Origin of the sequence: Paenibacillus sp. 11B (assembly GCF_030487755.1) — a bacterium.
In the GTDB taxonomy this organism is placed as follows: domain Bacteria; phylum Bacillota; class Bacilli; order Paenibacillales; family Paenibacillaceae; genus Paenibacillus; species Paenibacillus vandeheii.
This window is the reverse complement of record NZ_JAUKNS010000001.1, coordinates 203,525-229,211: the sequence shown is the minus strand read 5'-3', so window position 1 is coordinate 229,211 and position 25,687 is coordinate 203,525. Positions and strand designations below refer to the sequence as shown.

Annotated in this window: 27 protein-coding genes; 24 read left to right on the top strand and 3 right to left on the bottom strand. The window is 45.6% G+C overall.

Annotated features, from left to right (window positions below):
• The first annotated feature begins 11 nt into the window (after positions 1–11).
• The 10 genes from Q0V21_RS00965 to Q0V21_RS00920 all read left to right on the top strand — a co-directional run bounded on the left by Q0V21_RS00965 (position 12) and on the right by Q0V21_RS00920 (position 9,540).
• Positions 12–1,175 (top strand): extracellular solute-binding protein, encoded by a 1,164-nt coding sequence (locus Q0V21_RS00965; RefSeq protein ID WP_079349068.1) that lies wholly within the window; start codon positions 12–14, stop codon positions 1,173–1,175.
• Positions 1,172–2,011 (top strand): ABC transporter permease, encoded by an 840-nt coding sequence (locus tag Q0V21_RS00960; RefSeq protein ID WP_024633301.1) that lies wholly within the window; start codon positions 1,172–1,174, stop codon positions 2,009–2,011. The genes Q0V21_RS00965 and Q0V21_RS00960 overlap by 4 nt, the downstream gene beginning before the upstream one ends.
• Positions 2,012–2,259: 248 nt before the next feature.
• A complete protein-coding gene (locus Q0V21_RS00955) occupies positions 2,260–2,799 on the top strand; it encodes a glycerol-3-phosphate responsive antiterminator (protein WP_024633302.1) in 540 nt (179 codons plus the stop codon).
• A gap of 140 nt (positions 2,800–2,939) precedes the next feature.
• Positions 2,940–3,653 carry a glycerophosphodiester phosphodiesterase gene (locus Q0V21_RS00950; RefSeq protein WP_079349067.1) on the top strand — a complete coding sequence of 238 codons (714 nt, stop codon included), beginning with the start codon at positions 2,940–2,942 and terminating at the stop codon, positions 3,651–3,653.
• A gap of 18 nt (positions 3,654–3,671) precedes the next feature.
• Positions 3,672–4,505 carry an HAD-IIA family hydrolase gene (locus Q0V21_RS00945; protein ID WP_079349735.1) on the top strand — a complete coding sequence of 278 codons (834 nt, stop codon included), beginning with the start codon at positions 3,672–3,674 and terminating at the stop codon, positions 4,503–4,505.
• Between the two features lie 37 nt (positions 4,506–4,542).
• A complete protein-coding gene (locus tag Q0V21_RS00940; RefSeq protein WP_179132786.1) occupies positions 4,543–5,379 on the top strand; it encodes a metallophosphoesterase family protein in 837 nt (278 codons plus the stop codon).
• A gap of 24 nt (positions 5,380–5,403) precedes the next feature.
• Complete coding sequence (locus tag Q0V21_RS00935) at positions 5,404–6,492, top strand: ABC transporter ATP-binding protein (RefSeq protein ID WP_079349065.1); 1,089 nt, start codon at positions 5,404–5,406, stop codon at positions 6,490–6,492.
• Entirely contained in the window at positions 6,489–7,361 is an 873-nt protein-coding gene (locus Q0V21_RS00930) for a carbohydrate ABC transporter permease (RefSeq protein ID WP_024633307.1), read from the top strand. Before Q0V21_RS00935 ends, Q0V21_RS00930 begins: the two co-directional genes overlap by 4 nt.
• Positions 7,362–7,380: 19 nt before the next feature.
• On the top strand, positions 7,381–8,205 hold the full coding sequence (locus Q0V21_RS00925) for a carbohydrate ABC transporter permease (protein WP_053779416.1): 825 nt from the start codon (positions 7,381–7,383) through the stop codon (positions 8,203–8,205).
• A 24-nt stretch (positions 8,206–8,229) separates the two neighbouring features.
• Positions 8,230–9,540, top strand: coding sequence for an ABC transporter substrate-binding protein (locus Q0V21_RS00920; protein WP_079349064.1), 1,311 nt, complete (start codon positions 8,230–8,232; stop codon positions 9,538–9,540).
• An 84-nt stretch (positions 9,541–9,624) separates the two neighbouring features.
• Here Q0V21_RS00920 and Q0V21_RS00915 read toward each other — a convergent pair whose 3' ends face one another.
• Positions 9,625–10,482, bottom strand: a complete 858-nt coding sequence (locus tag Q0V21_RS00915) for an SDR family oxidoreductase (protein ID WP_079349063.1) — start codon at positions 10,480–10,482, stop codon at positions 9,625–9,627.
• 221 nt (positions 10,483–10,703) lie between these two features.
• On the opposite strand from Q0V21_RS00915, the gene Q0V21_RS00910 reads away from it, so the two are divergent.
• The 5 genes from Q0V21_RS00910 (at position 10,704) to Q0V21_RS00890 (ending at position 15,746) form a co-directional block, all read left to right on the top strand.
• A complete protein-coding gene (locus Q0V21_RS00910) occupies positions 10,704–11,297 on the top strand; it encodes a TetR family transcriptional regulator (protein WP_079349062.1) in 594 nt (197 codons plus the stop codon).
• Positions 11,298–11,429: 132 nt separating this feature from the next.
• Entirely contained in the window at positions 11,430–12,170 is a 741-nt protein-coding gene (gene map / locus Q0V21_RS00905; RefSeq protein WP_024633312.1) for a type I methionyl aminopeptidase, read from the top strand.
• A gap of 163 nt (positions 12,171–12,333) precedes the next feature.
• Complete coding sequence (locus Q0V21_RS00900) at positions 12,334–13,533, top strand: phosphoenolpyruvate hydrolase family protein (protein WP_285075407.1); 1,200 nt, start codon at positions 12,334–12,336, stop codon at positions 13,531–13,533.
• A 142-nt stretch (positions 13,534–13,675) separates the two neighbouring features.
• Positions 13,676–14,923 carry a Tm-1-like ATP-binding domain-containing protein gene (locus Q0V21_RS00895; RefSeq protein ID WP_079349060.1) on the top strand — a complete coding sequence of 416 codons (1,248 nt, stop codon included), beginning with the start codon at positions 13,676–13,678 and terminating at the stop codon, positions 14,921–14,923.
• Complete coding sequence (locus Q0V21_RS00890) at positions 14,916–15,746, top strand: phosphoenolpyruvate hydrolase family protein (RefSeq protein ID WP_079349059.1); 831 nt, start codon at positions 14,916–14,918, stop codon at positions 15,744–15,746. Before Q0V21_RS00895 ends, Q0V21_RS00890 begins: the two co-directional genes overlap by 8 nt.
• 404 nt (positions 15,747–16,150) lie before the next feature.
• Here Q0V21_RS00890 and Q0V21_RS00885 read toward each other — a convergent pair whose 3' ends face one another.
• Positions 16,151–17,170: an alpha/beta fold hydrolase gene (locus Q0V21_RS00885; RefSeq protein ID WP_301877140.1), complete on the bottom strand. Its 1,020-nt coding sequence runs from the start codon at positions 17,168–17,170 to the stop codon at positions 16,151–16,153.
• Between the two features lie 142 nt (positions 17,171–17,312).
• On the opposite strand from Q0V21_RS00885, the gene Q0V21_RS00880 reads away from it, so the two are divergent.
• The 9 genes from Q0V21_RS00880 to Q0V21_RS00840 all read left to right on the top strand — a co-directional run bounded on the left by Q0V21_RS00880 (position 17,313) and on the right by Q0V21_RS00840 (position 24,595).
• Positions 17,313–18,203, top strand: coding sequence for a LysR family transcriptional regulator (locus Q0V21_RS00880; RefSeq protein ID WP_301877139.1), 891 nt, complete (start codon positions 17,313–17,315; stop codon positions 18,201–18,203).
• A gap of 317 nt (positions 18,204–18,520) precedes the next feature.
• Positions 18,521–18,961, top strand: a complete 441-nt coding sequence (locus Q0V21_RS00875; protein ID WP_301877138.1) for a DM13 domain-containing protein — start codon at positions 18,521–18,523, stop codon at positions 18,959–18,961.
• A 79-nt stretch (positions 18,962–19,040) separates the two neighbouring features.
• The gene (locus tag Q0V21_RS00870) at positions 19,041–19,535 is read left to right on the top strand and encodes a DoxX family membrane protein (protein ID WP_301877137.1); all 495 of its coding nucleotides are present in this window, start codon (positions 19,041–19,043) and stop codon (positions 19,533–19,535) included.
• 5 nt (positions 19,536–19,540) lie between these two features.
• The gene (locus tag Q0V21_RS00865; RefSeq protein WP_367620512.1) at positions 19,541–20,227 is read left to right on the top strand and encodes a response regulator transcription factor; all 687 of its coding nucleotides are present in this window, start codon (positions 19,541–19,543) and stop codon (positions 20,225–20,227) included.
• A gap of 13 nt (positions 20,228–20,240) precedes the next feature.
• Positions 20,241–21,275, top strand: a complete 1,035-nt coding sequence (locus Q0V21_RS00860; protein ID WP_301877135.1) for a sensor histidine kinase — start codon at positions 20,241–20,243, stop codon at positions 21,273–21,275.
• A gap of 48 nt (positions 21,276–21,323) precedes the next feature.
• Positions 21,324–22,010, top strand: coding sequence for a cytochrome c biogenesis CcdA family protein (locus tag Q0V21_RS00855; RefSeq protein ID WP_301878386.1), 687 nt, complete (start codon positions 21,324–21,326; stop codon positions 22,008–22,010).
• A 37-nt stretch (positions 22,011–22,047) separates the two neighbouring features.
• Positions 22,048–22,623 (top strand): TlpA family protein disulfide reductase, encoded by a 576-nt coding sequence (locus Q0V21_RS00850; protein WP_301877134.1) that lies wholly within the window; start codon positions 22,048–22,050, stop codon positions 22,621–22,623.
• Positions 22,624–22,677: 54 nt separating this feature from the next.
• Positions 22,678–23,877 carry a peptide-methionine (R)-S-oxide reductase MsrB gene (msrB, locus tag Q0V21_RS00845; RefSeq protein WP_301877133.1) on the top strand — a complete coding sequence of 400 codons (1,200 nt, stop codon included), beginning with the start codon at positions 22,678–22,680 and terminating at the stop codon, positions 23,875–23,877.
• A gap of 61 nt (positions 23,878–23,938) precedes the next feature.
• Complete coding sequence (locus Q0V21_RS00840; protein WP_079349051.1) at positions 23,939–24,595, top strand: peroxiredoxin-like family protein; 657 nt, start codon at positions 23,939–23,941, stop codon at positions 24,593–24,595.
• A 191-nt stretch (positions 24,596–24,786) separates the two neighbouring features.
• Here the strand turns inward: Q0V21_RS00840 and Q0V21_RS00835 are convergent, their stop codons facing one another.
• On the bottom strand, positions 24,787–25,542 hold the full coding sequence (locus Q0V21_RS00835; protein WP_179132784.1) for a class I SAM-dependent methyltransferase: 756 nt from the start codon (positions 25,540–25,542) through the stop codon (positions 24,787–24,789).
• Positions 25,543–25,687 lie beyond the last annotated feature (145 nt).

The window sequence follows — 25,687 nt, the reverse complement described above, 5'->3', positions numbered from 1 at the left end:
GGATGAATGATATGCGTTTGAAGAAGCCATTTGTATCATTGTTGACTGTTGTGGGATTGTCCATGTCACTGCTGGCCGGGTGTGGAAGCGGAAGCGAGAATACAAGCAGCTCCACCGATGGAAATGCTGCGGCATCGGGTAATCCGGTATCTTTTAACTTCTATTTTACTGGCTCACAAAACGTCAAGGACCTGTGGGATTCACTGGAGCCGATGTTCGAGAAAGAGCATCCGGATATCGACGTGAATCTGGTCTACATCCCGTCTGGTACCGGCGCTGAGCCGACCTACGACCGGATCGTGGCCGCTAAGAAGGCGGGCAAGGGCTCAGGAGATATCGACCTGTACGAGGACGGCATCAACTACGTCGCGCAGGGCACAAAGGACGGGATTTGGACACAGCTGAACGAGAAAGACATTCCGAACCTGAACAAAGTCAACGCGGACACGATGAAGGATGTGGACAACTTCGCAGTGCCGTATCGCTCTTCAGCCGTAGTTCTGGCCTATGACAGCAGTAAAATCTCCAATCCGCCAACTACACTGGACGAGCTGCTGGAGTGGATCAAAGCCAATCCCGAGCAGTTCGCGTATAACGACCCGTCAACGGGCGGTTCAGGCAGCTCTTTCGTCCAGACGATCGTCTATAAAGACCTGCCAGAAGAAGACATTCACAACTCTGATCCGGCAATCATGGAGAAGTGGAACGGCGGCTTTGATACCCTCAAAGAGATCGGACCGTATGTTTACGGAAAGGGTATCTATCCGAAGAAAAACCAGGGCACACTGGATCTGTTGATGAATGGTGAAGTATCCTTAATTCCAGCTTGGTCAGACATGGTGCTGCAGCAGCTGAACGAAGGCTTGTTGCCAGATACGATCAAGATGCAGCAGATAACACCGGGATTCAACGGTGGGCCGACTTACCTGATGGTCAACCAGGAGTCAGACAAGAAGGAAGCAATCAACGAGTTCCTGAATTTCGTCCTGTCACCGGAAGCACAGGAGGTTATCGTGGACAAAATGAACGGTTTCCCGGGTATTGAGCTCTCCAACATGTCGCAGGAAATGCAAGATAAGTTCGACGGTGTGGCCGAAGGGTTCCGCACGTTCAACATCGGGGATCTGGGCACGGAGATTAACAAACGCTGGCAGAGCGACGTTGCCGCAAAATGAGTAAGGAAGCCAGACAGTCGATTACAGGCCTGGCGATGGTGCTCCCCTCCTTCGCCATCCTGCTGATCGTCGTTATTATCCCGATCGTACAATCCTTTATCATGAGCCTGAGTAACGGTTCGGGCGGATACGATCTGAGCCGCTATACGTATCTGTTCACGGATAAGGGGATGCGGAGCAATATCGTATTTACGCTTCGGGTGACCGCCATTACGTGTGTTGCCGTGATATTGGTAAGCTACACGCTGGCGATTTACATGCGCTTCAACCAGGGGCCAATTGTCAATCTGATTCGTAAAACGTACATGATCCCGCTGTTTATCCCTGGTGTCATCGCCACCTACGGCCTGATCAACCTGCTTGGTAACCACGGCTGGCTTGCCCGTATGCTTGAGGTGGTCGGGATTACGCTGCCGCGCATCATTTTTGACGAAAAAGGAATCATCATCGCAAACTTATGGTTCAACATTCCATTTACGACGATGCTGCTCAGTTCCGCGCTCTCGGGCATTCCTTCGTCGGTTATTGAGAGTGCTAAGGATGTGGGCGTAGGTAAACTGACGCTGTTTACACGGTTCATTTTCCCGCTGTCGTACAAGACATTTCTTGTCGCCCTGACCTTTGTCTTCATGGGAGTGATTGGCTCGTTCACCGCGCCCTACCTCATCGGAGCCAATTCTCCGCAGATGCTGGGTGTCTCCATGCAGCAGGTGTTTAGCGTCTTTCAGGAGCGTGAACAAGCCGCAGCGATCGCGTTCTTCTCATTCCTGCTCTGCTCGGTGCTGGGTGCTTTCTACATCCGGTCGATGGCAGAGGAGGAGAAGGCGAAGATATAGACGGGGGCAGAAGAGCATGATTACCCTATCACTTTGCAGAATCATTAATAAATATAAATCTGTAGATGAGCAAGTGTTCTGTTAGTAGAAAGCCGCTAAGTGCAAAGCATTTAGCGGCTTATTTTTTGAAACGATGATCGTTCCAATAGATAACCTGAAATTAACAACCCGTTTACATAAAGATGATACATCACGAATATTTACGCTTTAACATTTAAGATGACAAACGAGGGAATGAGGACAGACTCATGAAGAATTATCCGATCATAGCCTCCATTACGGTAGATGAACAGATTTCACAAGCTATAGCAAGCGATGTTAAACGAGTGATTTTGATGACAGGGAACATAACCAATCTTGGTTCGATCATAGACAGTCTGCATCAAAGCGGTAAACAGGTATATGTGCATACGGAGATGGTATCCGGGATTGGACGAGATGCCTCTGCCATTCAATATCTTGCTGATGTGTTCAAAGTAGACGGAATTGTAACGACGAAGAGCAACGCGGTTTCTGCCGCAAAGCAAGCAGGCATCTTAAGCATCCAGCGAATATTCGCCATTGATACGGCAGCAATAACGACTGCGGTTCGTATGATTATGAGCTACAAGCCGGATGAGGTTGAATTGATGCCAGGGCTTATGCCTCGAGTCATTCAAGAACTGAAAGAACGCATTACACAGCCTTTGATTGTGGGAGGCCTTATCCGGCACGAGGAAGAAATACAACAAGCATTAAAGAGCGGAGCAGATTTTGTTTCCGTAGGACACGAGAAATTCTGGAATTAATTTCATACATTTATCCTTGGGTGGAGACGACGAGAAAACCCGGTGGTAAGTAAATCAATACAACCTTGATGTTGAAGGAGGGTGATTTGCTGCTGGGTTTTTTGTGTTGTCCAAAAAATACAAACAGGAGGTAACAAAACATGATGATTCAAGGAGTTGCTCATCGCGGTTATCCAAAAAAGTATCCTGAAAATACGATTTCCTCCTTTTTAAAGGCGGTAGAGCTTGGGTTCACACATCTGGAACTCGATGTGCATCTCAGCAAGGATGGAATTCCGGTTGTCATTCATGACCATACACTTGACCGTATGACCAATGGAACGGGCAGGGTGGTCGATTACACAGCTTCGGAGCTGCAATCTTTAGAAATGGAGCAAGCGGAGCATATTCCAACCCTGGAAGAGGTACTGCGAGCTTTAAAGGGTAAGATTCAACTTAACATTGAGCTGAAGCAGATGGGAAACTATTACCCTCAGCTGGAAGAAAGGGTTCTTGAAGTAATTGAGGAATTCGACATGCTGAATCAGGTGGTCATTACGTCATTTGATTTTGATGCTCTGGAGAAAATCAGGCAACGTTCAGGCGATGTACGCATCGGTCTCATCACCTTTGGCTGTTCGAAGGCTATTCTTGACTGGTCTCAAGAAATGGGGGCGACATTCTTGTCCATACACCATGCCTTTGTGACCGAGCATTACATTCAACAATGTAAAGAATTAGGAATTCAACTGATGGCTTGGACAATTAATGAGACTTCCGTCATGAAGAAATTTCAGGAGTATCCGTCCGTATGGGTCTGTACAGACGAACTGGAATGCTTCATAGATGTATTGGAGTTGTCCAGCTCATTGTGAGCGGGCATGGGTACGGTTATGGAGGATTTATATGCTTACGATGCTTATTGCTTTGATTTGGACGGAACAATCTATATTGGCCAGATGAGACTGCCTGGTGTAAATCGCTTTATAAGCAGCCTGCGGTCACGAGGCAAACGTCTGTTGTTCCTTACCAATACTCCTGTTCTTACCAAGGAGGATTGCTACAAGCGGCTGCTGAGTTTGGGCATTTCGTGCCAGCCTGATGAAATTCTGACCGCAGGCTTTGTGTCAGGAATGTATTTTGCAGAGCATGCGCCGGACGCCAAGGTGCTGGTTGTAGGGGAAGAGGCTTTGCAAAGAGAACTTCGGGCAATCGGGATAGCAATTACGGAGGATCCCAATCAATCCACGCATGTGCTAGTCGGAATGGATCGGGAATTTCATTACGATAAGCTTCATCGGGCGGCAAAAGCAGTGCGCCATGGAGCAGCTTTGCTCGCAACTAATCCGGACAATTGCTGCCCCGTTCCAGGGGATATCATCCCGGACACCGGAGCCATTCTAAGCTCGATCGAGGCGGCTAGCCAGCAGAAAGCATCGGTCGTGATTGGCAAGCCCTCTCGCTATTATGCAGAGAAGGCGCTCCAGCTTTTGGATGTGGATAGCAGCAGATGCCTCATGATAGGCGATCGGCTGGAAACAGACATTTTATTTGGACAACAGAATGGGATGAAGACTGCGCTCGTGCTTACGGGTATCTCATCAAGAGAGGATATCGCAAAGACAGATATCGTTCCGGATTATATATGGCCTTCCCTCAACGAATGCATCATGGAGCAGCAGGTCCATTCAAAGTCTTCAAATGTGTTGCAGGTAGAGAAGGCCTAAGCGGCAAGGTGACCAAAAAAAGATGGAGGTGGCGTTTATGCGTCTGGCGTTACTTGGCGATCTTCACTATTCAAGCATGAGTCACGGGACAGAAGAAGTGAAGGCTGCAAGAGTCCGGGCATACGAGCATATGCTCAAGGCTTTTCTGAAGGAGGAGGCGGACTTTCATATCTCTATTGGGGATTTAACGCATGAAGGAACGGCTCAGGAACTCCGATCGATTTACTCTATTCTTGCGAAAAGTGAACGGAGCTTCATTCATGTTCTCGGCAATCATGATACGTATTCATTGCCAAAGCATGAAATTTCCACGCTTACAGGTCAGCCATGCTATCGAGCCATAGATACGCCTCACGCCAAACTGATTTTTTTGGATACAACCAAGGAAATGAACCGTTCGGATTGGGGAGGAGAGTTGAACGAAGAGCAGCTGATATGGCTTAAAGCTCAGCTTACCGATTCTCATCAGAAGCAAGTTCTGCTTTTTGGGCATCATCCGGTATTTGATACAACTGCGCGCTCGACGCTCGATAAGCTGTACATTCGTCCTCAGGATGAACTAAAAGACATGATCAATAGTCGGCCACAAGGAGGCATCTATTTTTGCGGGCATAATCACATGAACTCAATCGTGAAGCAAGGAAATTGGCATTATGTACAGACCGCAGCTTGTCTCGATGTGCCAGCATACCGCGTTATTGAAGTTCATGAGAACGAGGTAACCATAACTCACCGGCTTATACAGGATGCTGATCTTAATCATGATATTCAGAGCTTTTGTCTTGATACGCCTGGTTTTGGCCCTGTTGCGGATGCGCTGGGAGAAGAGAGCGACCTACTGTTGACCGTTCAGATAACGTCGGCTGCACACTAATATGAAGAAAAAGGAGGGATTGGCATGGCACAAATTGTACTGAAGCAGATTGAGAAAAGCTTCAAGCAGGATAAAGTCATCGAAGGTCTCAATCTGACCATTGAGGATGGGTCATTTACGGTATTGGTTGGCCCGTCCGGCTGTGGAAAATCGACGACACTCCGCATGATCGCAGGACTTGATAAGGAGTCGGGCGGTGAAATTTGGATCGGAGACCATTGTGTCAATGGAGTGGAGCCGGGCAAGCGAAATATTGCCATGGTATTTCAAAACTATGCACTATATCCAATGATGACGGTCAAGGAAAACATCGAATTCGGCTTAGTGAACCGCAAGGTGCCCCGAACGGAGCGGGAGCGTCTTGTTAAGGAGATCACCGAGGTTGTCGGTCTAGCCGAATATTTGCATAAGAAGCCGCAGGCTCTGTCCGGAGGTCAGCGGCAGCGGGTTGCCTTGGCTCGGGCCATGGTTAAAAATCCAGGGGTCTTCCTGATGGACGAGCCATTGTCCAATTTGGATGCCAAGCTTCGCCATCAGATGCGAACGGAGTTAATTCAGCTTCACAAACGGCTAGGTGCAACCTTTGTCTTTGTTACTCATGACCAGGTTGAGGCCATGTCGATGGGAGATCGTATCGTCATCATGAATAAAGGACGTATTCAACAAGCGGATAGTCCAATGAAAATCTACGATGATCCGGATAATGTTTTCACAGCCCAGTTTATCGGCACACCACCGATGAATGTGATTGATCGTGAATGTATCCTGCCTTTGCTACATGGGCAGCTGCATGACGAAATTGGGCAGCTTGGCTTCCGTCCCGAGAAGGCAACGATGACGACTGAAAGCAGGCCGCAGCCCGGCCAATTGCAGTTCCCGGCTCGCATCCTGACACGCGAGACACTGGGAGCAGAAATCATCTATCAACTGGAATCCGCGCTTGGTCTTGTCTCTGTAAAGAGCTTTTTGAAGCCGTTGGAGTCAGCCTCCGAGGTATACATCTCCGTGTCTATGCAGGATCTGTACTATTTTGACCGGGGCGGTATGCGCGCCCGCCAGCATGAGCGAGCCGAAGTTGAAGAGCTTATTGTTCTGGGAGGGAACTATTCATGACCGTTTGGTCCAGGCTTCGTCCCTATGCCATGGTGGCTCCCTCCATCGTAGTGTTCTCCATTTTTTTCATCTATCCGATCTTTTATATGATCTTCTTGAGCTTTTACAACTGGGATTTCATTAATCCAGTCAAGGAGTTTGTCGGCTTTAACAACTTTGTCGAGCTGTTTAAGGATAATGAGTTTCTTCAGGTGCTGAGCAACTCCTTGAACTATACGCTTCTTTCCGTATCCTTATCCATTGTAATTTCGCTTCTGCTTGCGATATGGCTGAATCGGGAAGGGGCATGGTACGGATTTGTTCAGGGAGCACTCTTTAGTCCACATATTGTTTCACTTGTATCTGTATCCCTGGTGTGGATGTGGCTAATGGATCCCAAATTCGGATTGCTTAACGCTTTGCTGGACATAGTTGGCTTGCCCAAGCAGACATGGCTGAGCAGCCCGGATAGTTCATTACTGTCGCTTGTGCTTGTTTCGGTCTGGAAGGGCGTGGGCTACAACGCTCTCATCTTCATCGCTGGTCTGCAAAGCATTCCTAAGGATGTGTATGAGGCTTCAGCTCTGGACGAGGCCAATTGGTGGCGGAAGTTCTACAAGATTACGCTGCCCATGCTTTCGCCAACCCTGTTTTTCTTAATTATCATTAATTTGATCAGTTCATTCCAGGTGTTTGAGACCATTGCCATTATGACTAATGGGGGTCCGATCAATTCAACGAACACACTTGTCTTTTACATCTACGAGTACGGATTCCGCTACTTCAAGATTGGTTACGCTTCGGCAGCGGGAGCGATCCTGCTCGTTGTCGTTGGTTTACTTACGCTAGTCTACTTCAAGTTGCTGAGCCGCAAGGTTCACTACCAATAGAGAGGGGAAGGGAAATGTCATGGCAAGGAAGTCTTTGCTGCGTATCCTGAATATTACTGCCACGATCGTTTTGGTTGCGATTTTTGCAATCCCTTTTCTATGGATGATTTCAACATCATTGAAGTCTTACCCGGAGACGGTGATCTTTCCGCCCAAGTGGATTCCCTCCAAGGTGATGTGGAGCAATTTCCAAGCGGCGTGGGAATCAGGGCCTTTTTTGAAATATCTACTGAATAGCGTTGTTGTATCGGTCAGTATACTCATTCTTCAATTCACGACCATTATATTGGCAGCCTATGCTTTTGCAAGATACTCCTTCAAAGGAGACAAGCTGTTATTCGGGATAACGATGGTGACCTTGATGATCCCGGGTCAACTCATTTTCCTGCCTGTGTATTTGTTGATGAGCAAATGGGGACTCATTAATAATTTGCTGGCACTCATCCTGCCCTTCTCTTCCAGCGCCTTCGGCATATTCATGCTCAGGCAGTCATTCAAGCAAGTACAGGAAGAACTTATTGAAGCGGCACGGCTTGACCAAACGCCGGAATGGAAAATCATTCTCAAAATTATGGTGCCGATGGCCCGTCCAACACTGGTCACCTTTGCATTGTTCAGCTTCATTGCACACTGGAATGATTACTTCTGGCCGCTCGTGATGACAACCTCCGATGCAGCAAGAACACTTCCGATTGGGATCTCTAAGCTACGCGAGGTGGACGGAGGAGCTGCCTGGCACATTCTAATGGCTGGAAACATGATTTTGGTCGTTCCGATTCTGATTGTTTTCTTATTTGGACAACGTCAAATTATTAAAGCATTTGTCTATTCGGGTGTAAAATAATTAATTTAATAGGAGGATTTATCCATGAAAAAATTTGCATCTATTTTGTTAGCGGCAACGTTTGCGCTTGCTGTAACTGCTTGCGGTGATTCCAACTCCGCTGGTTCAACCGATAATGCTGCTTCCGGTAGTTCGAATGGCACAGCCAACAAACCCATAGAGATTACATATTGGTACTCATGGGGAGACAAAATTGCCGAGAACAATGAGAACTTGGTCAAAATGTTTAACGAATCCCAAGATGAAGTGGTTGTGAAGGCTGAATATCAGGGGACGTACGCAGATCAGCATTCTAAAGCGCAGGCTGCATTCGCAGCGGGCAATGCTCCCGAAGTATGGCAAAATGAAATTTCTTCAGTTGGTGTGTTTGCCGAATCGGGCATGACGCAGGAGTTGACTTCTTTTGTTGAGAAGGATCAGCTGGATATGGATGATTTTATTCAAGGGCTCATGGGAAATTCCTATGTGAATGATAAACTGTATGCTCTCCCTTATTTACGCAGCACACCGATCCTGTACTTTAATCGTACGATGCTGAAGGAGGCAGGACTTGATCCAGCTGGACCCAAGAACTGGGCGGAATTTGAAGATTATGCGCGCAAGCTAACGATCAAGGATCAACGCTACGGCATTTCAATGCCTGTTGATATTTGGTTCTATGAGGCTTTTGTGAGACAGAGTGGAGGAACGATGATCAGTGAAGATGGGAAAAGCGCGGCGTTCAACAATGAAACCGGAATTGAGCCTGTGAAGCTGTGGCTGAAAATGAAGGATGAAGGCATTATGAACATTGGTACGACGGATGATGCCGGTACGCAAGCGAAGACGGATTTCCACAATCAGCGTTCAGCGATGCTGTTCTCCTCTACTGCGGACCTGACAAACAATATGAAGGTTGCAGAAGATCAAGGCTTTGAGTTGGGAACGACATATATGCCAGCGAATGATACGTATGGGGTGCCAACAGGCGGTGCCAATCTGGTTATGACTTCTGGCCTGTCTCCAGAAAAGCAGGAGGCAGCATGGAAGTTCATCAAGTGGATGACTGCCAAAGAGCAAACGATTTATGCAAGTTCCTTTACTGGATATTTGCCTAGCCGCATCAGTGCAGTGGAGAGCGATGAAATGAAGAAGCTTTATGAGGAAAAGCCGCTGTTCAAGGTGGCGGTTGATCAACTGGAATATGCCGGTCCACGTCCAATGCAGAAGGTGTATCCAGAGATTGGTGAGATGATCAAAAATGAGATTCTTCGTGCGGTTGTTGATTCTTCCGTTTCGGCAGAGGCAGCTGTAGCTGAAGCAGCGAAGAAGGCCGATGCCTTGCTGAGTAAGTAAAGTTATGATTTGAAATGACCAAAGAGCTAGGCGGCATATGTGCCGCTTGGCTCTTTAATTTTGGTCATAAAACGAGAAAACGTATTATTGAGAAATTGAACCTTTAAAGAAATCCGTAAAATTCACTGGGGATCTGCCAATCAGCTTTTCCAAAGCGGGATGGGTATGCGAGAAATCTCCCTGTCGACTTGCCTGAAACATTCCCGTAAGCATGCCGACCATTGCTTCCGGAAGTCCACGGGATATCAAATGGTTCCGATATTCATCATCCGACACGACAATTCGCCGAATCGGTCGATCCAAAACCTTGGAAGCAATCGAAGCGATTCTATCCATATCAATCGCTTCGGAAGCCGTAAGGTTAGGAGTTATACCTTCATATTTCTGTTCTGTCAGGATTACTGCTGTGGCTTCAGCCAAGTCGGAATGGGTTGTCCAGGCAACAGGACCATCTTCCGGAGCAATCAATTCTCCTGTTTTCAAGGCGTCACCCATCCACATTATCGCTGATGCGGCATAGAAGCCGTTTCGCAGCGACGTGAAAGCCATTCCTGAAGATTTTAGTAACTCTTCTGTAGCAGCATGAACGTTCATGGGAGAAAAATGCGACGTTGCAGATGAAAACATTTGACTAGTATACAGCAGTCGACGAACCCCGGCTTTCTTTGCCGAGTCAATTGCGGCTTGATGCTGACGAACAGCCACTTCTCCCAAGGAGTGGGAGGAGATGAGGAGAACTTGAGATGCTTCCTCAAAGGTGTGAATGAGACTTTCAGAATTATCGAAATGTCCTTGCCGAACACGTACTCCGCGTTCTTTTAGATCCTGAGCCGCGTTCACATCACGGACACTTACACCAATATCCCTGGCAGGAATACGCTTGAGAAGTTGCTCTACGATTTTCCGACCTAATTTTCCGTTCGCTCCTGTAACAACAATCATTTCTACACTCATCCTTTCGTTTGCAAATCAAAAAAAGTTAGTTGTTATACGATTTTGTTTGTGCAATCATAATCGTATAAGTGCGTGTTGAATAAGTCGCATAATCAAAAGATAAAAGGATTGAGTTGTGCGAACAACCTGCAAAAAGCTGTTTTTGTTGTGTTCCCAACATTTTTGTCCTTTTGTCTGTTAGTGTAGTTCCAAGAGAAAGGGGTCGTGAAATGTCGGTTAATCCTCAGGATCCGCGTGTTAAAAGAACCCGTCAATTGTTCGTCCAGGCTTTTAACGATCTGATTGGGAAAAAGAGAAACGTATATTCCATTTCTGTGCACGATATCACGAATCAAGCAATCGTAAATCGGACAACATTTTATGCGCACTTTCAGGATAAATATGACTTTCTAGAATATTGGATGACGGAAAAATTCCAAATGACGATAAGGGATAGACTGCCGGAAGAAGCAAGATGTAATGAGGGCAATTTGCGAATCCTTATGCAAACCATATTCGATTTTCTTTTGCAGTTTAAACAATGTAGTTCGCCAGGAGACAAGCAGTTTGAAGCCATGTTTGAAAATGCCATGCATCAGGATCTTCATCGACTCCTGCTTAAACGAATAAATGAAGTGCAGACAAAGGACTTTTCACAAGAAAAATGGGAAGCCATGGCACTCGTTATCAGTTGGGGCATATTCGGATCGGCATTGCAGTGGAGCCGGACCCCCCAGGATCGCTCATTCGAAACGATGTTTGAAGAAGTCATTGAGGTTTTATCATTCAATTTGGCCCCATATTGGGAGAACACAACCCGTTAGAGACAAGCATTTCATTAACGCACCGACGATTTAAAAAAAGTTGCGAAGCTTTGCCCCTTTAGATATGATTATCTAATGTGTGTTTCTGCTTATACAGTTAATTGACGATTAAAGATAGTGAGGTAGGAAAAAATGATTGCAAAAACAGAAGAAGACTTTAATGGTTTGAAGGAAATTGGCAGAATTGTTGCCTTAATTCGAGATGAGTTGGTGCAAAGAACCATTCCTGGCATAACAACGAAGGAGCTTGATGATATAGCTGGGGAGCTTTTTGAGAAAGAAGGCGCAGTTTCAGCTCCCAAAAGTGAATATAATTTTCCTGGCTTTACTTGTATTAGTGTTAATGAAGAAGTGGCACATGGTATTCCAGGGCAACGGGTTATTCATGAAGGAGATCTGGTAAATATAGATGTTTCTGGCTCCAAGAACAGCTATTTCGCAGATACAGGAATTTCGTTTGTAGTAGGCGAAGGAGAAGAAGTGTTAACGAAAATATGTGATGTCGTTAAAGAAGCATTTGAAGCCGGCCTTAAAAAAGCAAAACCCGGTTCCAAAAAAAGTGGAATTGGGAAAGCCGTATTCCAAACAGCTAGACAGCATGAATTAACGGTTATTAAAAACCTTACAGGACATGGTGTTGGACGTAACATACACGAAGCACCTAACCATATTTATAATTATAACGATACTTCGGATGATGAATTATTAAAAGAAGGCATGGTTATTGCCTTCGAACCATTTATCTCTACCCTAGAAGAAGAAGTATTCCAAAAAGAAGACAATTGGACCTTTGCTACAGAAAAAAGCTATGTAGCTCAAGTGGAGCATACGATTATCCTGACTAAAAATGGTCCGATTATTGTTACACTTTAATGAAATGAATTGAAAGAGAGCTTCTTTTTAGGTCGATTTCCCAACTGGGAGATCGGCTTTTTTGATTCCGCTTAATCAATTGCTTACATAACTTTAAGGTACAATAATAATATTGAGGGACAAAAGCTACAGTTGTTAAATTGGGATGAGGAGCGGATGGGGCTTGAACAGAAGAGTTATACTGGAACGTCTTCAATCAGAGCTGCGCGAAGGTAATCACATCATCGGAGTCTCGACAGGCACAGGCATTACAGCCAAGTATGCAGCTCAGAGCGGAGCGGACTTTATATTAATGCTGAACTCCGGCAGGTTTCGCCAGATGGGGAGAAGCTCTCTGGCGGGCTTTTTACCGTTTTGCAACAGTAATGAGATGGTGATGGATTTTGCGTCAAGAGAAATTGTGCCGCTGGTGAGGCATTCTCCCGTACTCTTTGGACTGAATGCGAATGATCCAACTATAGAAGTGGCTGAATACATGAAGGAAATCAAGGAAAGAGGCTTTTCGGGGGTCAACAACTACCCTACAGTCGGGTTGATAGACGGGTTGTTCCGAGAGGCTCTGGAGGAAGACGGGATCAGCTATGACATAGAGGTTGAGGCCATACGCCTGGCTCATCGACAGGAGTTGTTTACGGTGGCGTTTGTATTTGATGAACTTCAGGCGGCCCATATGATTGAGGCGGGGGCAGATGTAATCTGTGCTCACCTCGGTCTCACTGAAGGCGGATTATTGGGCGCACGGAAGGTTGTATCCTTAGAGGCGGCCAAATCAAAGGCACTGCGTATTTTTGATACCTGCAACCAGCTTAAGCCGGATGTGATCAAGATGATTTACGGGGGGCCGGTCAAGACGCCAGTCGATGTCCAGTACATGTATAGCAACAATACAGACATTATGGGCTATATTGGCGGGTCTGCTTTTGAACGAATTCCTTCGGAGAAGTCCATCACGTCAATTACTCGCGATTTTAAACGACTGGGTAATCTGGATGAGGACGATTTTATGGTTAAAATGCTGAAAGGCATCACCAAGCATTATGATTACGTTGAGTTTGTCAAAGAATATGTAGCACAAAACTACAACAGTGAAATTGTTTTTTCGGATCTGGCCAAGGTGGCTCATGTTTCCCGCAGCTATTTGAGCAGCTTGTTTAAAAAGGAAGTTGGCTGCAGCTTTCAGACTTATCTGGTGAGCTTCCGCATAAATAAAGCCGTTACGCTTCTTCATGCCCCGCAGCTTCAATTATCCGAGGTGGCCGGCATGGTAGGGTATCCTAATTATGCTCAATTCAGCAAAATGTTTAAAAAGCTTAAGGGCTGTTCTCCCAAGCAGTACAGATCTAACCTAAACACAAAAACATAGAACATAAAAGCGTTTTCATAACTAAACAGGACCAGTATGATGAAGCTATAGCGATCGTACTGGTTTTTCTGTTAGAGAAAAATCAGCCTGCTGCCTGCGATCGAGCTTTTGTTCTATATGAGTCATACGAGGAGGCCATGGAATGAAGACCGTCGCAATCATTGGTACGTTTGATACGAAGGGTGATGAATACCTTTACATTAAGAGCATTGCAGAGGAACTTGGGTTGGGAACCTTGATGATCCATACAGGTGTATTCCAGCCGTCCTTTGTTCCGGATGTGTCTAATCGGGAAGTCGCCCACGCCGCAGGCATGGTCATAGAGGAACTTGCGGCAAAGAAGGATCGGGCTTTGGCTACAGAGGTTTTGTCCATAGGATTAAAAAAGCTGGTACCTCAGTTATACAAGCAGGGTAAATTTGACGGAATCATTTCCTTTGGTGGCACTGGCGGAACCTCACTGGTCACACCAGCCATGAGAGCTCTGCCAATTGGTGTTCCGAAGGTGATGGTATCGACCGTTGCATCTGGCAACACAGCTCCATACGTAGGCACGAGTGATATTGTCATGATTCCATCCGTGGTGGATGTAGCAGGATTGAATTCGATTTCTACGAAAATATTTACAAATGCGTTATTTGCGATGGCGGGTATGCTCAAGTTTGAGCATACGCACAAACCGGATAAGAAACCGCTGGTTGCAGCCACGATGTTCGGAGTGACAACACCATGTGTTACAGCGGCAAGAAAATATTTGGAGGAGCGGGGCTACGAGGTGCTCGTGTTCCACGCCACGGGCATCGGAGGGCAGTCGATGGAGGCGTTGATTGAAGCGGGATTCATTGAAGGGGTATTGGACTTGACGACGACGGAGTGGGCGGATGAAATCATCGGCGGTGTTTTGAATGCGGGGCCGAATCGCTTGGAGGCTGCAGGACGCAATCGCATTCCGCAGGTGATCTCGGTGGGCGCCTTGGACATGTGCAATTTTGGGCCGACAGATACTGTGCCGGAGAAATTCAAGGATCATAAGTTTTATCAGCATAATCCGACGGTAACCCTGATGAGAACCACGGTGGAAGAGAATGAACAGATTGGCAGGAAGCTTGCGGAGAAGCTGAATCTGGCAAAAGAAAGCACCGTGCTCATGCTGCCGCTTAAAGGTATTTCCGCAATCGATGTGGAGGGGCAGCCTTTCTACGGACCGGAGGAAGACCGAATGTTGTTTGATACCCTGCGCCAGCATGTCGACCGCTCGATTGTTGAAGTAATTGAAATGGATTGCACCATCAACGATCCGGCCTTTGCAGAGGCCGCAGCACAAAAGCTGATCACTCTCATGCATGCAATTCCTAATGAATCCAATAAGGAGGATATACGAAATGAATAAGTTGAACAGATCAGAAATTATGGACAAATTCAGGAAAGAGGTAAAGCAGGGTAAAATTCTACTGGGTGTCGGGGCAGGTACAGGCATAACAGCCAAGAGCAGTGAAGCGGGCGGAGCAGATATGCTAATCGTATACAATTCCGGTCGGTACAGAATGGCGGGCCGCGGCTCACTGGCTGGCTTGCTCTCCTATGGAGATGCCAATCAAATAGTTGTTGAGATGGGAGCCGAGGTACTGCCCGTCGTCAAGCATACGCCTGTTCTGGCAGGGGTATGTGGCACCGACCCTTTTCGTATAATGGAGGTATATTTGAAGCAGCTGAAGGAGCAAGGCTTCAGCGGTGTTCAGAACTTTCCAACCGTTGGTTTAATTGACGGGGTGTTCAGACAAAACCTGGAGGAAACCGGTATGGGGTACGATCTGGAGGTAGAAATGATCCGCATCGCCCATGAATTGGATCTGTTGACCACTCCGTATGTTTTTGATCCTGCTCAGGCAAAGGCCATGGCGGAGGCAGGGGCTGACATTTTGGTTGCGCATATGGGCTTGACGACCAAGGGCTCCATTGGTGCAAAAACAGCGCTGACACTGGACGACTGTGTAGAACGAATCGAGGCAATTATTGAAGCCGGTCGGGCTGTGAACCCAGATATCATGATTATTTGCCACGGTGGACCCATTGCAGAGCCGGAGGATGCGGCTTATGTCATTGAGAGAACGAAGGGTATCGATGGATTCTTTGGCGCGTCCAGCATCGAACGCTTTGCGGCGGAGAAGGGCATTACACAGCAGACAGAGTCCTTCAAGTCGATTCGGAAATAGCTTCTCTCTGGCAGCAACCTGAATAATTAAAGTTTGTTTTAAATATTTAAAAGGCAGCCGAACAGAAATGTTGCGGCTGCCTTTTTTTGCGTACCCAAGTATTTGAGCTAAATAAACAAATAAAGTGAGCTTAACAGCAAAGAACCATATTTGTTTTATTGATATTCTTAATCCATAAGGTGCGTTTCCCCGAGGGGAAAATATAATTTTATAAAGGAAGAAGCTGATTATTTTGAAGCGTTGGATTAAAGAAATATTGATCTTAAGACTAATTACATTACTAGAGTTTGAAGAGTGTGAATCTATCCAACAAATATATCGTAATTCTATAGATAGAATCGCAGGTAAACGTTAAGGTACTGAACATGACCCATTGAAGTCGCTATTAGGAGACTCCTGATCGTCTATTCGCTTGCATGACGTTCCAACAATTGTCTCAGGTTGTCGTCAATGAATTGATTATCGACGCTGTTGATTCCGCGACCAGCAAAGTGTCCCCAGATCGAATGAATTGGACTAAATATCGCATTAGGCATTCGCTCTGCTTCGTATTGGTTATCATCGGGTGTGCAGAAGAGGTCAGTGCTCCCTGGCATGATGCAAGCTAAAGCTTTAATACTCCTTAGAGCTCCTTCAAAATCTCCGTTATACGTGGGGTTAGCGCTAATATCTGCAGACTGGCCTGTACTAAACATCGCTAAGACGTTGTGCGGATCCATCTGCATGAAGGCATCTTCCCAGAAACTAGTCACAAAATCGGCTACGGAGTCAAATCCAAACTCCCGATAGAGCTCTTCTCTATAAAAGGCCTGCGAAAATCCCCATCCCGCATAGGCACGCCCAACGGCGCGCAAATCAGCAGAAGTCAAATCATTCAGTTTGCTTGCATCGAAGTGGGCGGTAGCCAGAAGCGGAGCGCTTACCCCATTGAGGACGACAAACGTCTGCGGCCAAGTCTTGGCAACGCCGGCAATGGGTGCAATTCGTTCTACCATGTCTGGATAACTTGCCCCCCATTGGAATGCCTGAATACCTCCCATGGACCATCCAACGACAAGGGCAATCTTCTGAATGCCAAATTTTTCGATGACCAGCCGATGTTGAAATTGAACGTTGTCATAGATGCTGACCCGAGGAAATTGAGCTCGGTCGAATGGAGGTGGCGTGTTGCTGGGAGACGAAGATAATCCGTTGCCCAGTAGATTCGGAATGATAATAAAGTATTTTTGCGGATCTAGTGCCATGCCATTGCCAATTAGCCATTCATTCTGAACATGCTGGTCCCCAAAAGCTGTTGGATAGAGGATGACATTATCTTTCTTCTCATTCAATTCTCCATACGTTTTATAAGCGAGGAATGCATTGGGTAATGTTACCCCAGATTGTAAGACTACATCACCCAAATTAAAAATTTCATAATCCATCCTGTCTCTCTCCCTTCAAAATGAAACCACATATACGAGATGTAATTTCTTGTTGTCAGTATAAACTCGTGGTATCCTCAGTAAAAGTGAATAGAATTCAATGTAGCCTTCAATAAAATTGAAAGTAAAGGGAGATCGCAAAATGGAATTGCGCCAACTCAACACATTTTGCACAGTTGCTACCACGTTGAATTTTACACGGGCCGCGGAAGTGCTGAATTATGTTCCTTCAAACGTTACGATGCAAATCAAAGCATTGGAAGAAGAACTGGGTGTTCGTCTCTTTGATCGTCTTGGTAAACAACTCGTGCTTACAACCGCGGGTAAACGATTTTTAACTCATGCCCAAGCTGTACTTAACCGGTTGGACGAAGCCCGCAGCATGGTTCATGACGAAGAAAATCTAAGCGGGACCCTGACAATCAGTGCCAACGAGGTTCTCTGCGCCTATCGGCTTCCGGTTGTCTTTCATTTGTTTCGTTCTCGATTTCCGGGAGTACGACTCATTTTTCGCTCCGTTCCCAATCAGCAACTTAAGCAAACACTCTTTGAGGGCACTGCGGATGTCGTTTTTATGTTGGATGAATCCATTCGTTCAAGTGGATTGACCGTCGAACCATTGTTAGAAGAAACGTTTCGCTTTTATGTTGCTCCAGACCATCCGCTTACGAAACGCAGTTCACTACAGTTGAAAGATTTTCATGACGAAGTGTTCCTGACGAATGAAAAGGGCTGTACCTACCGAACGATGTTTGACCGGGGATTTGAGAAAGAGGGCATTGATAGCATTACGTATTTGGAGTTTCAAAATGCCGAGGCTATAAAACAATGTGCCATTACGGGAATCGGCATAGCCTTTCTTCCAGAAATGACAGTCAAAGCCGAAGTCGAACGGGGCGAACTTGTGGTACTTCCTTGGGAGATCCCGGACTTGCATGTGTATACTCAGATGCTGTGGCACAAAGACAAATGGATGTCACCCATCATCTCGTCGTTTATAGAGGCTGCTAGAGAGGTTATTGTCCATAACTGAAGTGGCACATATCTCCTAAGTATCACACATATCTCCGAAGTTCATGGTTCAAGCCATAGACTGTAAGGGACTGTAGACTCGTCCGGTATAGTATTGAGGGAGAACAGTGTCCGACTATAAGTCGCTAATATAGCGACTTTTTGCTTTAAGTGGGCAAGTTTTGTCCAAATTTCGAGGAGCCCAACGGATGTACTCCACCATAAATTTAATGCTTACTTAATAAAGTCCTTATAGATGCTTAATTTCAATTCCGTTAAGGGCAATCTATACTTTATACATAGGCAAAGCAATAACACATATATGGATGGAGCGATTATATGAAAAAGTTTTTATCCACAGGAATTTCATTGATGGTGGCTACAGTAGTCATGGCAGGGTGCGTGATGCAAGATAAACCAGCAGAGTCAAATAAACAAGCTTCGACTGCAACAGAAATGCCGCAATCCAAAACAACAGAGATGCCCGTAATGAAAACGGGAATGTTAAGCGGAGACGGAAAAGAAATCTCCGAAGGCAAGGTGGAGATCAAAGATGGAAAGATAATGCTCAGTGACTTTAAAACGTCAAAAGGGCCGGATCTGCACATCTACCTGACAAAAGGGAAAGATGTAACAATGGGCAAAAGCTTGGGCAAAATCGACCTGAAGCAAACAGAGCAAAGTTTTGATCTTACAGGAGTAGACCCGGCAGAGTATGATACAGTTTTGATTTATTGTGACAAGGCTCATGTAATCTTTGGAAGTGCTTCGCTAAGTTGACCTGTACAGGGCAGTCTCTCTTTTATCCGAATTCGGGTCGAAAGAGACTGCCTCCTTATCGTCAGAGAGAAGGTGCTTCATGCTATGGTTTCACAGAATCATGGGTTGGATTTTTAGTGGGACTCGCGTCTTTATGGGCTGGTTATGGATCAGTTCCGGGTATTACAAATTAAGCGGGGGATTCGGAGTTGAAAGTCTGGTACCGGTTGTTGCAGCAAATACGGACTCGCCAGAGTGGTATAAAGTTTTTTTTCAGAATATCGTTCATCCATTGTCCCCTGTCTTTGACATACTCATTCCAGTTGGAGAGATTATGATAGGGGCAGGGCTTATCATTGGATTGTTAACCTTGCCAGCTCTGCTGTTTTCCGTATTTGTCCATGTTAATTATATCTTAGCGGATATGGTCTTTACTTATCCCGTAGAGATTATGATATCGGTTATCCTGCTCTCCAGACTGGGGTGGACTACAAATTGTAGTCTTGAACGTTTGTTATACCCGCAATTGAGGCGCAAGTTCGGATGGAAACAAGCATCTGCTAAACCTGAGCAAAGGGATGTGACTATTCATTGACATCAGTGCTGATTGTAGATGATGAACTGCCGATCGTTGAGATCTGTCAGTTATACCTGCTGAATGAAGGCTACACCGTTTTCACGGCTACGAATGGAGAAGAAGCTGAAAAAATTGTGAAGAGTAATGCGATTGATTTCATGGTTGTAGATATTATGATGCCTAAAAAAAATGGATATGAGTACGTGGAGCAGTTGCAGGCAGAGGGGTATGATATTCCGTTTCTCTACTTGACGGCTCTCAATCAGGAGAAGGACACCTTGTATGGACTTGCTCTGGGCGCGGACGATTATATGACCAAGCCGTTTAGTCCAAGAGAGCTATTGTTTCGCATTCGCAATATTTTGAAACGCGCAAATAAATTCAAGCTTCATGAACCAGCTGTACTTCAAGAACAAGGCTTGCGCCTGAATAAGGACGAACGTGCTGCGTATATGAATGAACAGATGCTTGACCTCACCAACAAAGAATTTGATCTGCTCTGGACCCTTGTGGAAGAAAAGCATCGGGTACTCTCCAAGTCTGAGCTGTTAAAAAAAGTATGGGGTTATGACTATTATGAGGACTCCAGTACTGTGAATGTGCATGTGCATCATTTGCGTGAAAAGCTGGCTACGCTTGATCAGGACAAAACGGTAGTCATCAAAACGGTATGGGGAATTGGTTATCAGTTCAAAAGTAGCGAAGGATGAAGGTGAGAACGGAATGAAATTGCGCACAAGTCTGATTCTTTCATATCTGGTTAGCTTGCTGCTGGTGACTGTTGTGCTGTTTGTTGCTTACAAGCATATGTTTTTGGATTACGAACGTTTACAGATGGCTATGCTGATCACCGTCGCATCCAGTATCCTTTCTTTGGTTATTAATGCTTTTTTTATTTTTCCGATGGCCAAGGGAATTTCACGTCTGAGTGAACAAAGTCATGCGATTGCTCAAGGCAACTATGACTTTCCGGTTTCATCCAGCAAAACAAAAGAATTGCAGGAATTGAGCGAATCACTTCACCACATGTCCCAGGATATAAAGAGTAAAATTGAAGCTTTGCAGCTTGAGGAAAATCGCCGGAGTGAACTGATTGCCAATCTATCTCATGACATCAAAACACCGCTTGCTTCCATTCGGTCTTATTCAGAAGCTTTAATCGATGGAATTGTTCAGGATCCTGACAAAATGAAAACATATTTATTGGGGATTGGGGAGCAGACAGAACGTGTTGTCTCATTTGCCAATGAATTATTTGCGGTAACCGCCATTGACCAAAGAGCTATTGCTTTTAAAGTAGAGCAGCTGTGGATAGATCATCTTCTGGTAGATGTGTTGCAGTCTTTTGAGCCTCAGATTACTTTGGAGAACCGGATGATTGATATTAACTTGAATGCGGAGAATCTTTGGCTATATTCGGATAAAACGTGCATGGAACGTATTTTGTGCAATTTACTGAGCAATGCGTTGAAATTCTCGCAGCCTGGAACAAGGATACAAATTAATGTAATCTCTCAAGGGGATCGTATTCGTTTTGAAATTCAAGACGAGGGAATCGGGATCGCAGAAGATAAGTTACAGCGAATATTTGAAAGATTCTACCGTGTGGAAGAGTCACGCAATCCCAACTATGGAGGCTCTGGGATCGGACTTTCCATAGCGATGGAGCTCACGGAAATGCTGGGCGGGCAGATTCAAGTCACATCTCAATATGGAGTGGGGAGTCAGTTTACACTCATTTTCCCTAAGAAAATATAGACTGGGGGTAGGCGTAATTTGTTTACAGAAAATGTATACCTGTGGAGTGTGTTGACTGCGGGGATTCTCTCCTTCTTCTCTCCCTGTATTCTCCCGATGCTTCCCGTTTATTTTTCCTTTCTTGGGAGCTCGGAGGCTGGACGTTTGTCAGAGCCATCGGATTCTGCAAGTTTCCGTCCAAATCTCAGGTTGATTCGACACACCCTGCTATTTATTTTAGGTTTATCAGTCGTTTTCTTGCTTCTTGGTTTTGGAGCAGGAGCACTTGGCAGTGTGATTAACAGTTCCTGGTTTATGATCACCTGCGGTGCAATTGTAATCGGGTTTGGCATTCAACAGACCGGATTCATTCAATTGGCTTTTATGGAAAAGGAGAAACGCTTGCAGCTAGGATCGGGAAAGCAAAGGGGTGCCTGGGGAGCATTTCTGCTGGGCTTAACATTCAGTTTTGGCTGGACTCCATGCATTGGTCCCGTACTAGCTGCTATCCTGGGTCTGTCTGCCAGCGGTGGATCAGCAGCCTATGGTGTCTGGATGATGTTCATTTACACAGTAGGAATGGCCATTCCATTTCTGGTTCTGGCAGTGTTCTCAGATATATTACTGCGTCATTTGCGGAAATTGTATCGGTATACGCCAGTAATCAAAGTCGTATCTGGTGTTATCCTCATCGTGATGGGGGTTTTGCTGATGACCAATAATCTTGCCATCATTACAGCTGCTTTTAATTTTTAGTTGTAGATTCTCAAGCGAATATAAGGAGAGGATTTTTGTGCATCCCAAACCAACTACAGCCAAAGTCAAAATAACAGGATTGCTGTTGTCCTTCCTGGGGGCAGTTCTGTTGCTATCTGCTTGCACTCCTTCTTCAACAGCTGCACGTAATGCTGGTGACGATCGTTCTTTATCGGTGAAGGAGAGCGATGCTGCATCTGTCGCTCCAGATTTTAACTTAAAGAACCTGGAAGGCGAGGCGGTTCAACTTCATGATTTCAAGGGGGAAAAGGTCTACATTAAATATTGGGCATCCTGGTGCTCCATCTGCTTGGCCGGACTGGATGAATTGAATCAACTGGCAGGTGAAGACCCGGATTTTAAAGTAATTAGTATTGTATCTCCTGACTTCAAGGGTGAGAAATCTGCTGAAGATTTTTCCAAATGGTATAAGAGCATGGATGAGAAGAATCTCACTGTCTTGCTTGATCCTGATGGTACTTATGCGCAGCAGTTTGGTGTGAGAGCATATCCGACGTCTCTCTATATTGATACGAAGGGTAAGCTTGCCAAAACGGTTTTGGGTCATAACAGTAATGATTTGATTCGGGAAACGGTTGCCCAGATTCAATAATGCCTGTTCAGCTTCGTTCTGCATAACAAAGACGATCTTCAAAGGAGGAAAATCATGATGTCCGTTCGCTTCCGCACTGCTATCAAATCATCACTCTCCCGCAGATCAGGATTCTGGCTCATCACCAGCCTGCTGCTTTTGCTTCCTGCTTTGGCAGGTTGTTCTCCAATAGGCTCGGGATTGGTCACTGCAAGCTCCGGTCATACCCGAGCAGTGGATGTACCCAACCCGAATGAAAGCCTCGATTTTACAGGGGCAGACCTGCATAAGATTTATCTGGCAGGGGGGTGTTTCTGGGGTGTTGAAGCATATATGAGCCGTATCTATGGCGTGAAAGATGTGGTATCCGGCTACGCAAATGGTAGTGGAGAGCAGCCTTCCTACGAGGATGTTTTGAAGGGGGATCGCGGTTTCGCTGAAACAGTCGAAGTCACTTATGACAAGAATCGCGTCTCTTTGGAGGAACTGCTGCAATCTTTTTTAAAGGTAATTGATCCGACATCACTGAACCGTCAAGGGAATGATCAGGGTGTCCAATACCGCACAGGAATGTACTACGTAGAGGAGGCAGAAAAGGGGATCATCCAGCGTGTACTGGGTAAGGAACAGGATCGCTACAATTCGCCAATCGTCACCGAAGTACTGCCACTGCAAAATTTCTATGAAGCTGAGGAGTATCATCAGGATTATCTGGAGAAAAATCCTCAAGGATACTGTCATATTGACATGGGGGTGCTTCAGGAGCAGTCTGGTTCGACAAGTGACTCTGCCGACAACACAAATGCTATTGGGGAATTCAGTATTGACCCTGCGGATTATCCAAAACACAGTCAAGCTGAGCTGAAGCAGATTTTGACGGATGCCCAGTACAAAGTTGCCGTAGAGGAGGACACAGAGCGGGCGTATTCGAATGAGTACTGGGATACGTATGATCCGGGAATCTATGTGGATGTGAGCACCGGAGAGCCTCTTTTTGCCAGTGAGGATAAATATGATTCCGGTTGTGGCTGGCCAAGCTTTACCCGTCCAATCTTAGCAGAGGTTGTGACCTATCGAGAAGATACTTCCTATCATATGATTCGGACAGAAGTCCGGAGTCGCTCAGGGGATATTCACCTTGGTCATGTTTTTGATGATGGGCCCGCAGATCAAGGAGGCAAGCGTTACTGCATTAACAGCGCTTCGATTCACTTCATTCCTTTGGCGGAGATGCAAGCAAAAGGCTACGGGAATCTAATTTCGGTGGCCAAGTAACATTGACTAGGAGAATAGAAAACATATTAATTTAAAATTCTCGAAAAAGGGAGCGTTTCTAATGAGTAAAGAGATTTTAGGACTGAATCAGCAGCTTGATCGTATGAAGCAGGAATTTGTCGCGAACAGTCCCGCGGAAGTGCATATGGAAATGTTTCGAATGATTCGTGAAATTCAGCAGGAAGGAATCGCAACGGGCTTGCCAGCAGGTGCCAAAGCCAAAGACTTCTTATTGCCGGATTCCTTGGGGGAACAGATTTCATTATATGAAGAGCTGGCTAAAGGACCTGTCGTTCTTACTTTTTATAGGGGGGGATGGTGCCCATACTGTAATCTGCAGCTGAGAAGCTATGAAATGATTCTACCCGAAATTAAAGCGTTGGGTGGTCAGTTGATTGCTGTTAGCCCGCAAACTCCTGATAACTCACTGAGCCAAGTAGAGAAAGAGCAGCTTACCTTTCGAGTGCTCAGTGATAACGCCGGTTTAGCAGCAGCTAGCTACGATCTTCTTTTTGACGTTCCAGACTATATCCAGAAGCTGTATCAAAACTTTGGCATAAACCTTGCAGAGTACAACGCTGATACCAATTGGAAGTTACCTGTGCCGGCCACCTTCATGATTGACGAGCATGCCATCATTCGATCGGCCTATGTGAATTCGGACTTCATGAAGCGGATGGAGCCCAACGAAATTCTCGCCGAATTGGCCAAACTCTGATTTCTTGAACAGGAAATCCTGGGTAGATGGCATACTGCAATTATATACTCATGGTTAAACAAAGCTATCGCATAAGCGATAGCTTGTTTTTTTGAATACAGAGAGAATCCAGCAATAGGAGCTTTATTACGATGTAGGATTATAAAGTTGACATATCCTTACCCATGCTGGTCAGATCTTTCCCAGAAATGCTATTTTTCAGCAACGATCGCAAACATCGGTCTGTGTCGATTCAGAGTTTGTTCACCTGTATGATACAATTCCGCATCGAATCCTTGATGAATTTGGATTTGGGCAAAGCCGATTGAACGGAGCATTTCACTGTCCCATTCAGGTCTTCTTACATAGCTTAATGGCAACGTAAGTGCCAGTTGGTCTCCTTCTTCGACATCCTTCTCTGGGCGGTACGGCACGTACCCTTTTGCGGCAGCCTCCTCCTTGTCTTTTTGAAAAAGCTCTGCCTCCTTTGGATCCGTTAAAAATAAATTCCAATTCGCATCAAAAATAATAACCTGGCCTCCGTCATTAAGCATTCCATGCCAATTTTGATATGCAGCCACAGGATTGTACAGGAACCAGGTCACATTTCGTGAAATGATGATATCATATTTTTCTTCTGTCTTATATTCCATAATATCTGTCTCAATAACCTCGATACTGCAATTATATTTATGGGCGTTTTGATTAGCTCTAGCCACCATCTCCGGGGAAGAATCAATAGCAGTAACCTGATGCCCCAGCTGGCTGAGCAGAACCGCGAAGAAACCAGGGCCCGTACCTACATCAAGCACTTTTAAATTACTTTTCCCGGAAAAAAAATGACTCAGAATTTCCTTCCATTGATCATATCGGTTGGACGTAAATTCGGTATCGACAATTTCATCATAGACAGCTGCTCCTTTGTCCCAATAATCCCGATATTGTTGTACAAGTTTATGCTCACTCACTAACATCGTCTCCTTGTTATATAAAAAATCCCTTGCTAAACGTAATGATTACGATTAATAATATACAAAGATTGTTCATCTAGCAAGTATTCATGAGAATAACAGCTATGCAATCATAAACAGCTTAGAAGAGGAATAGGAGGAG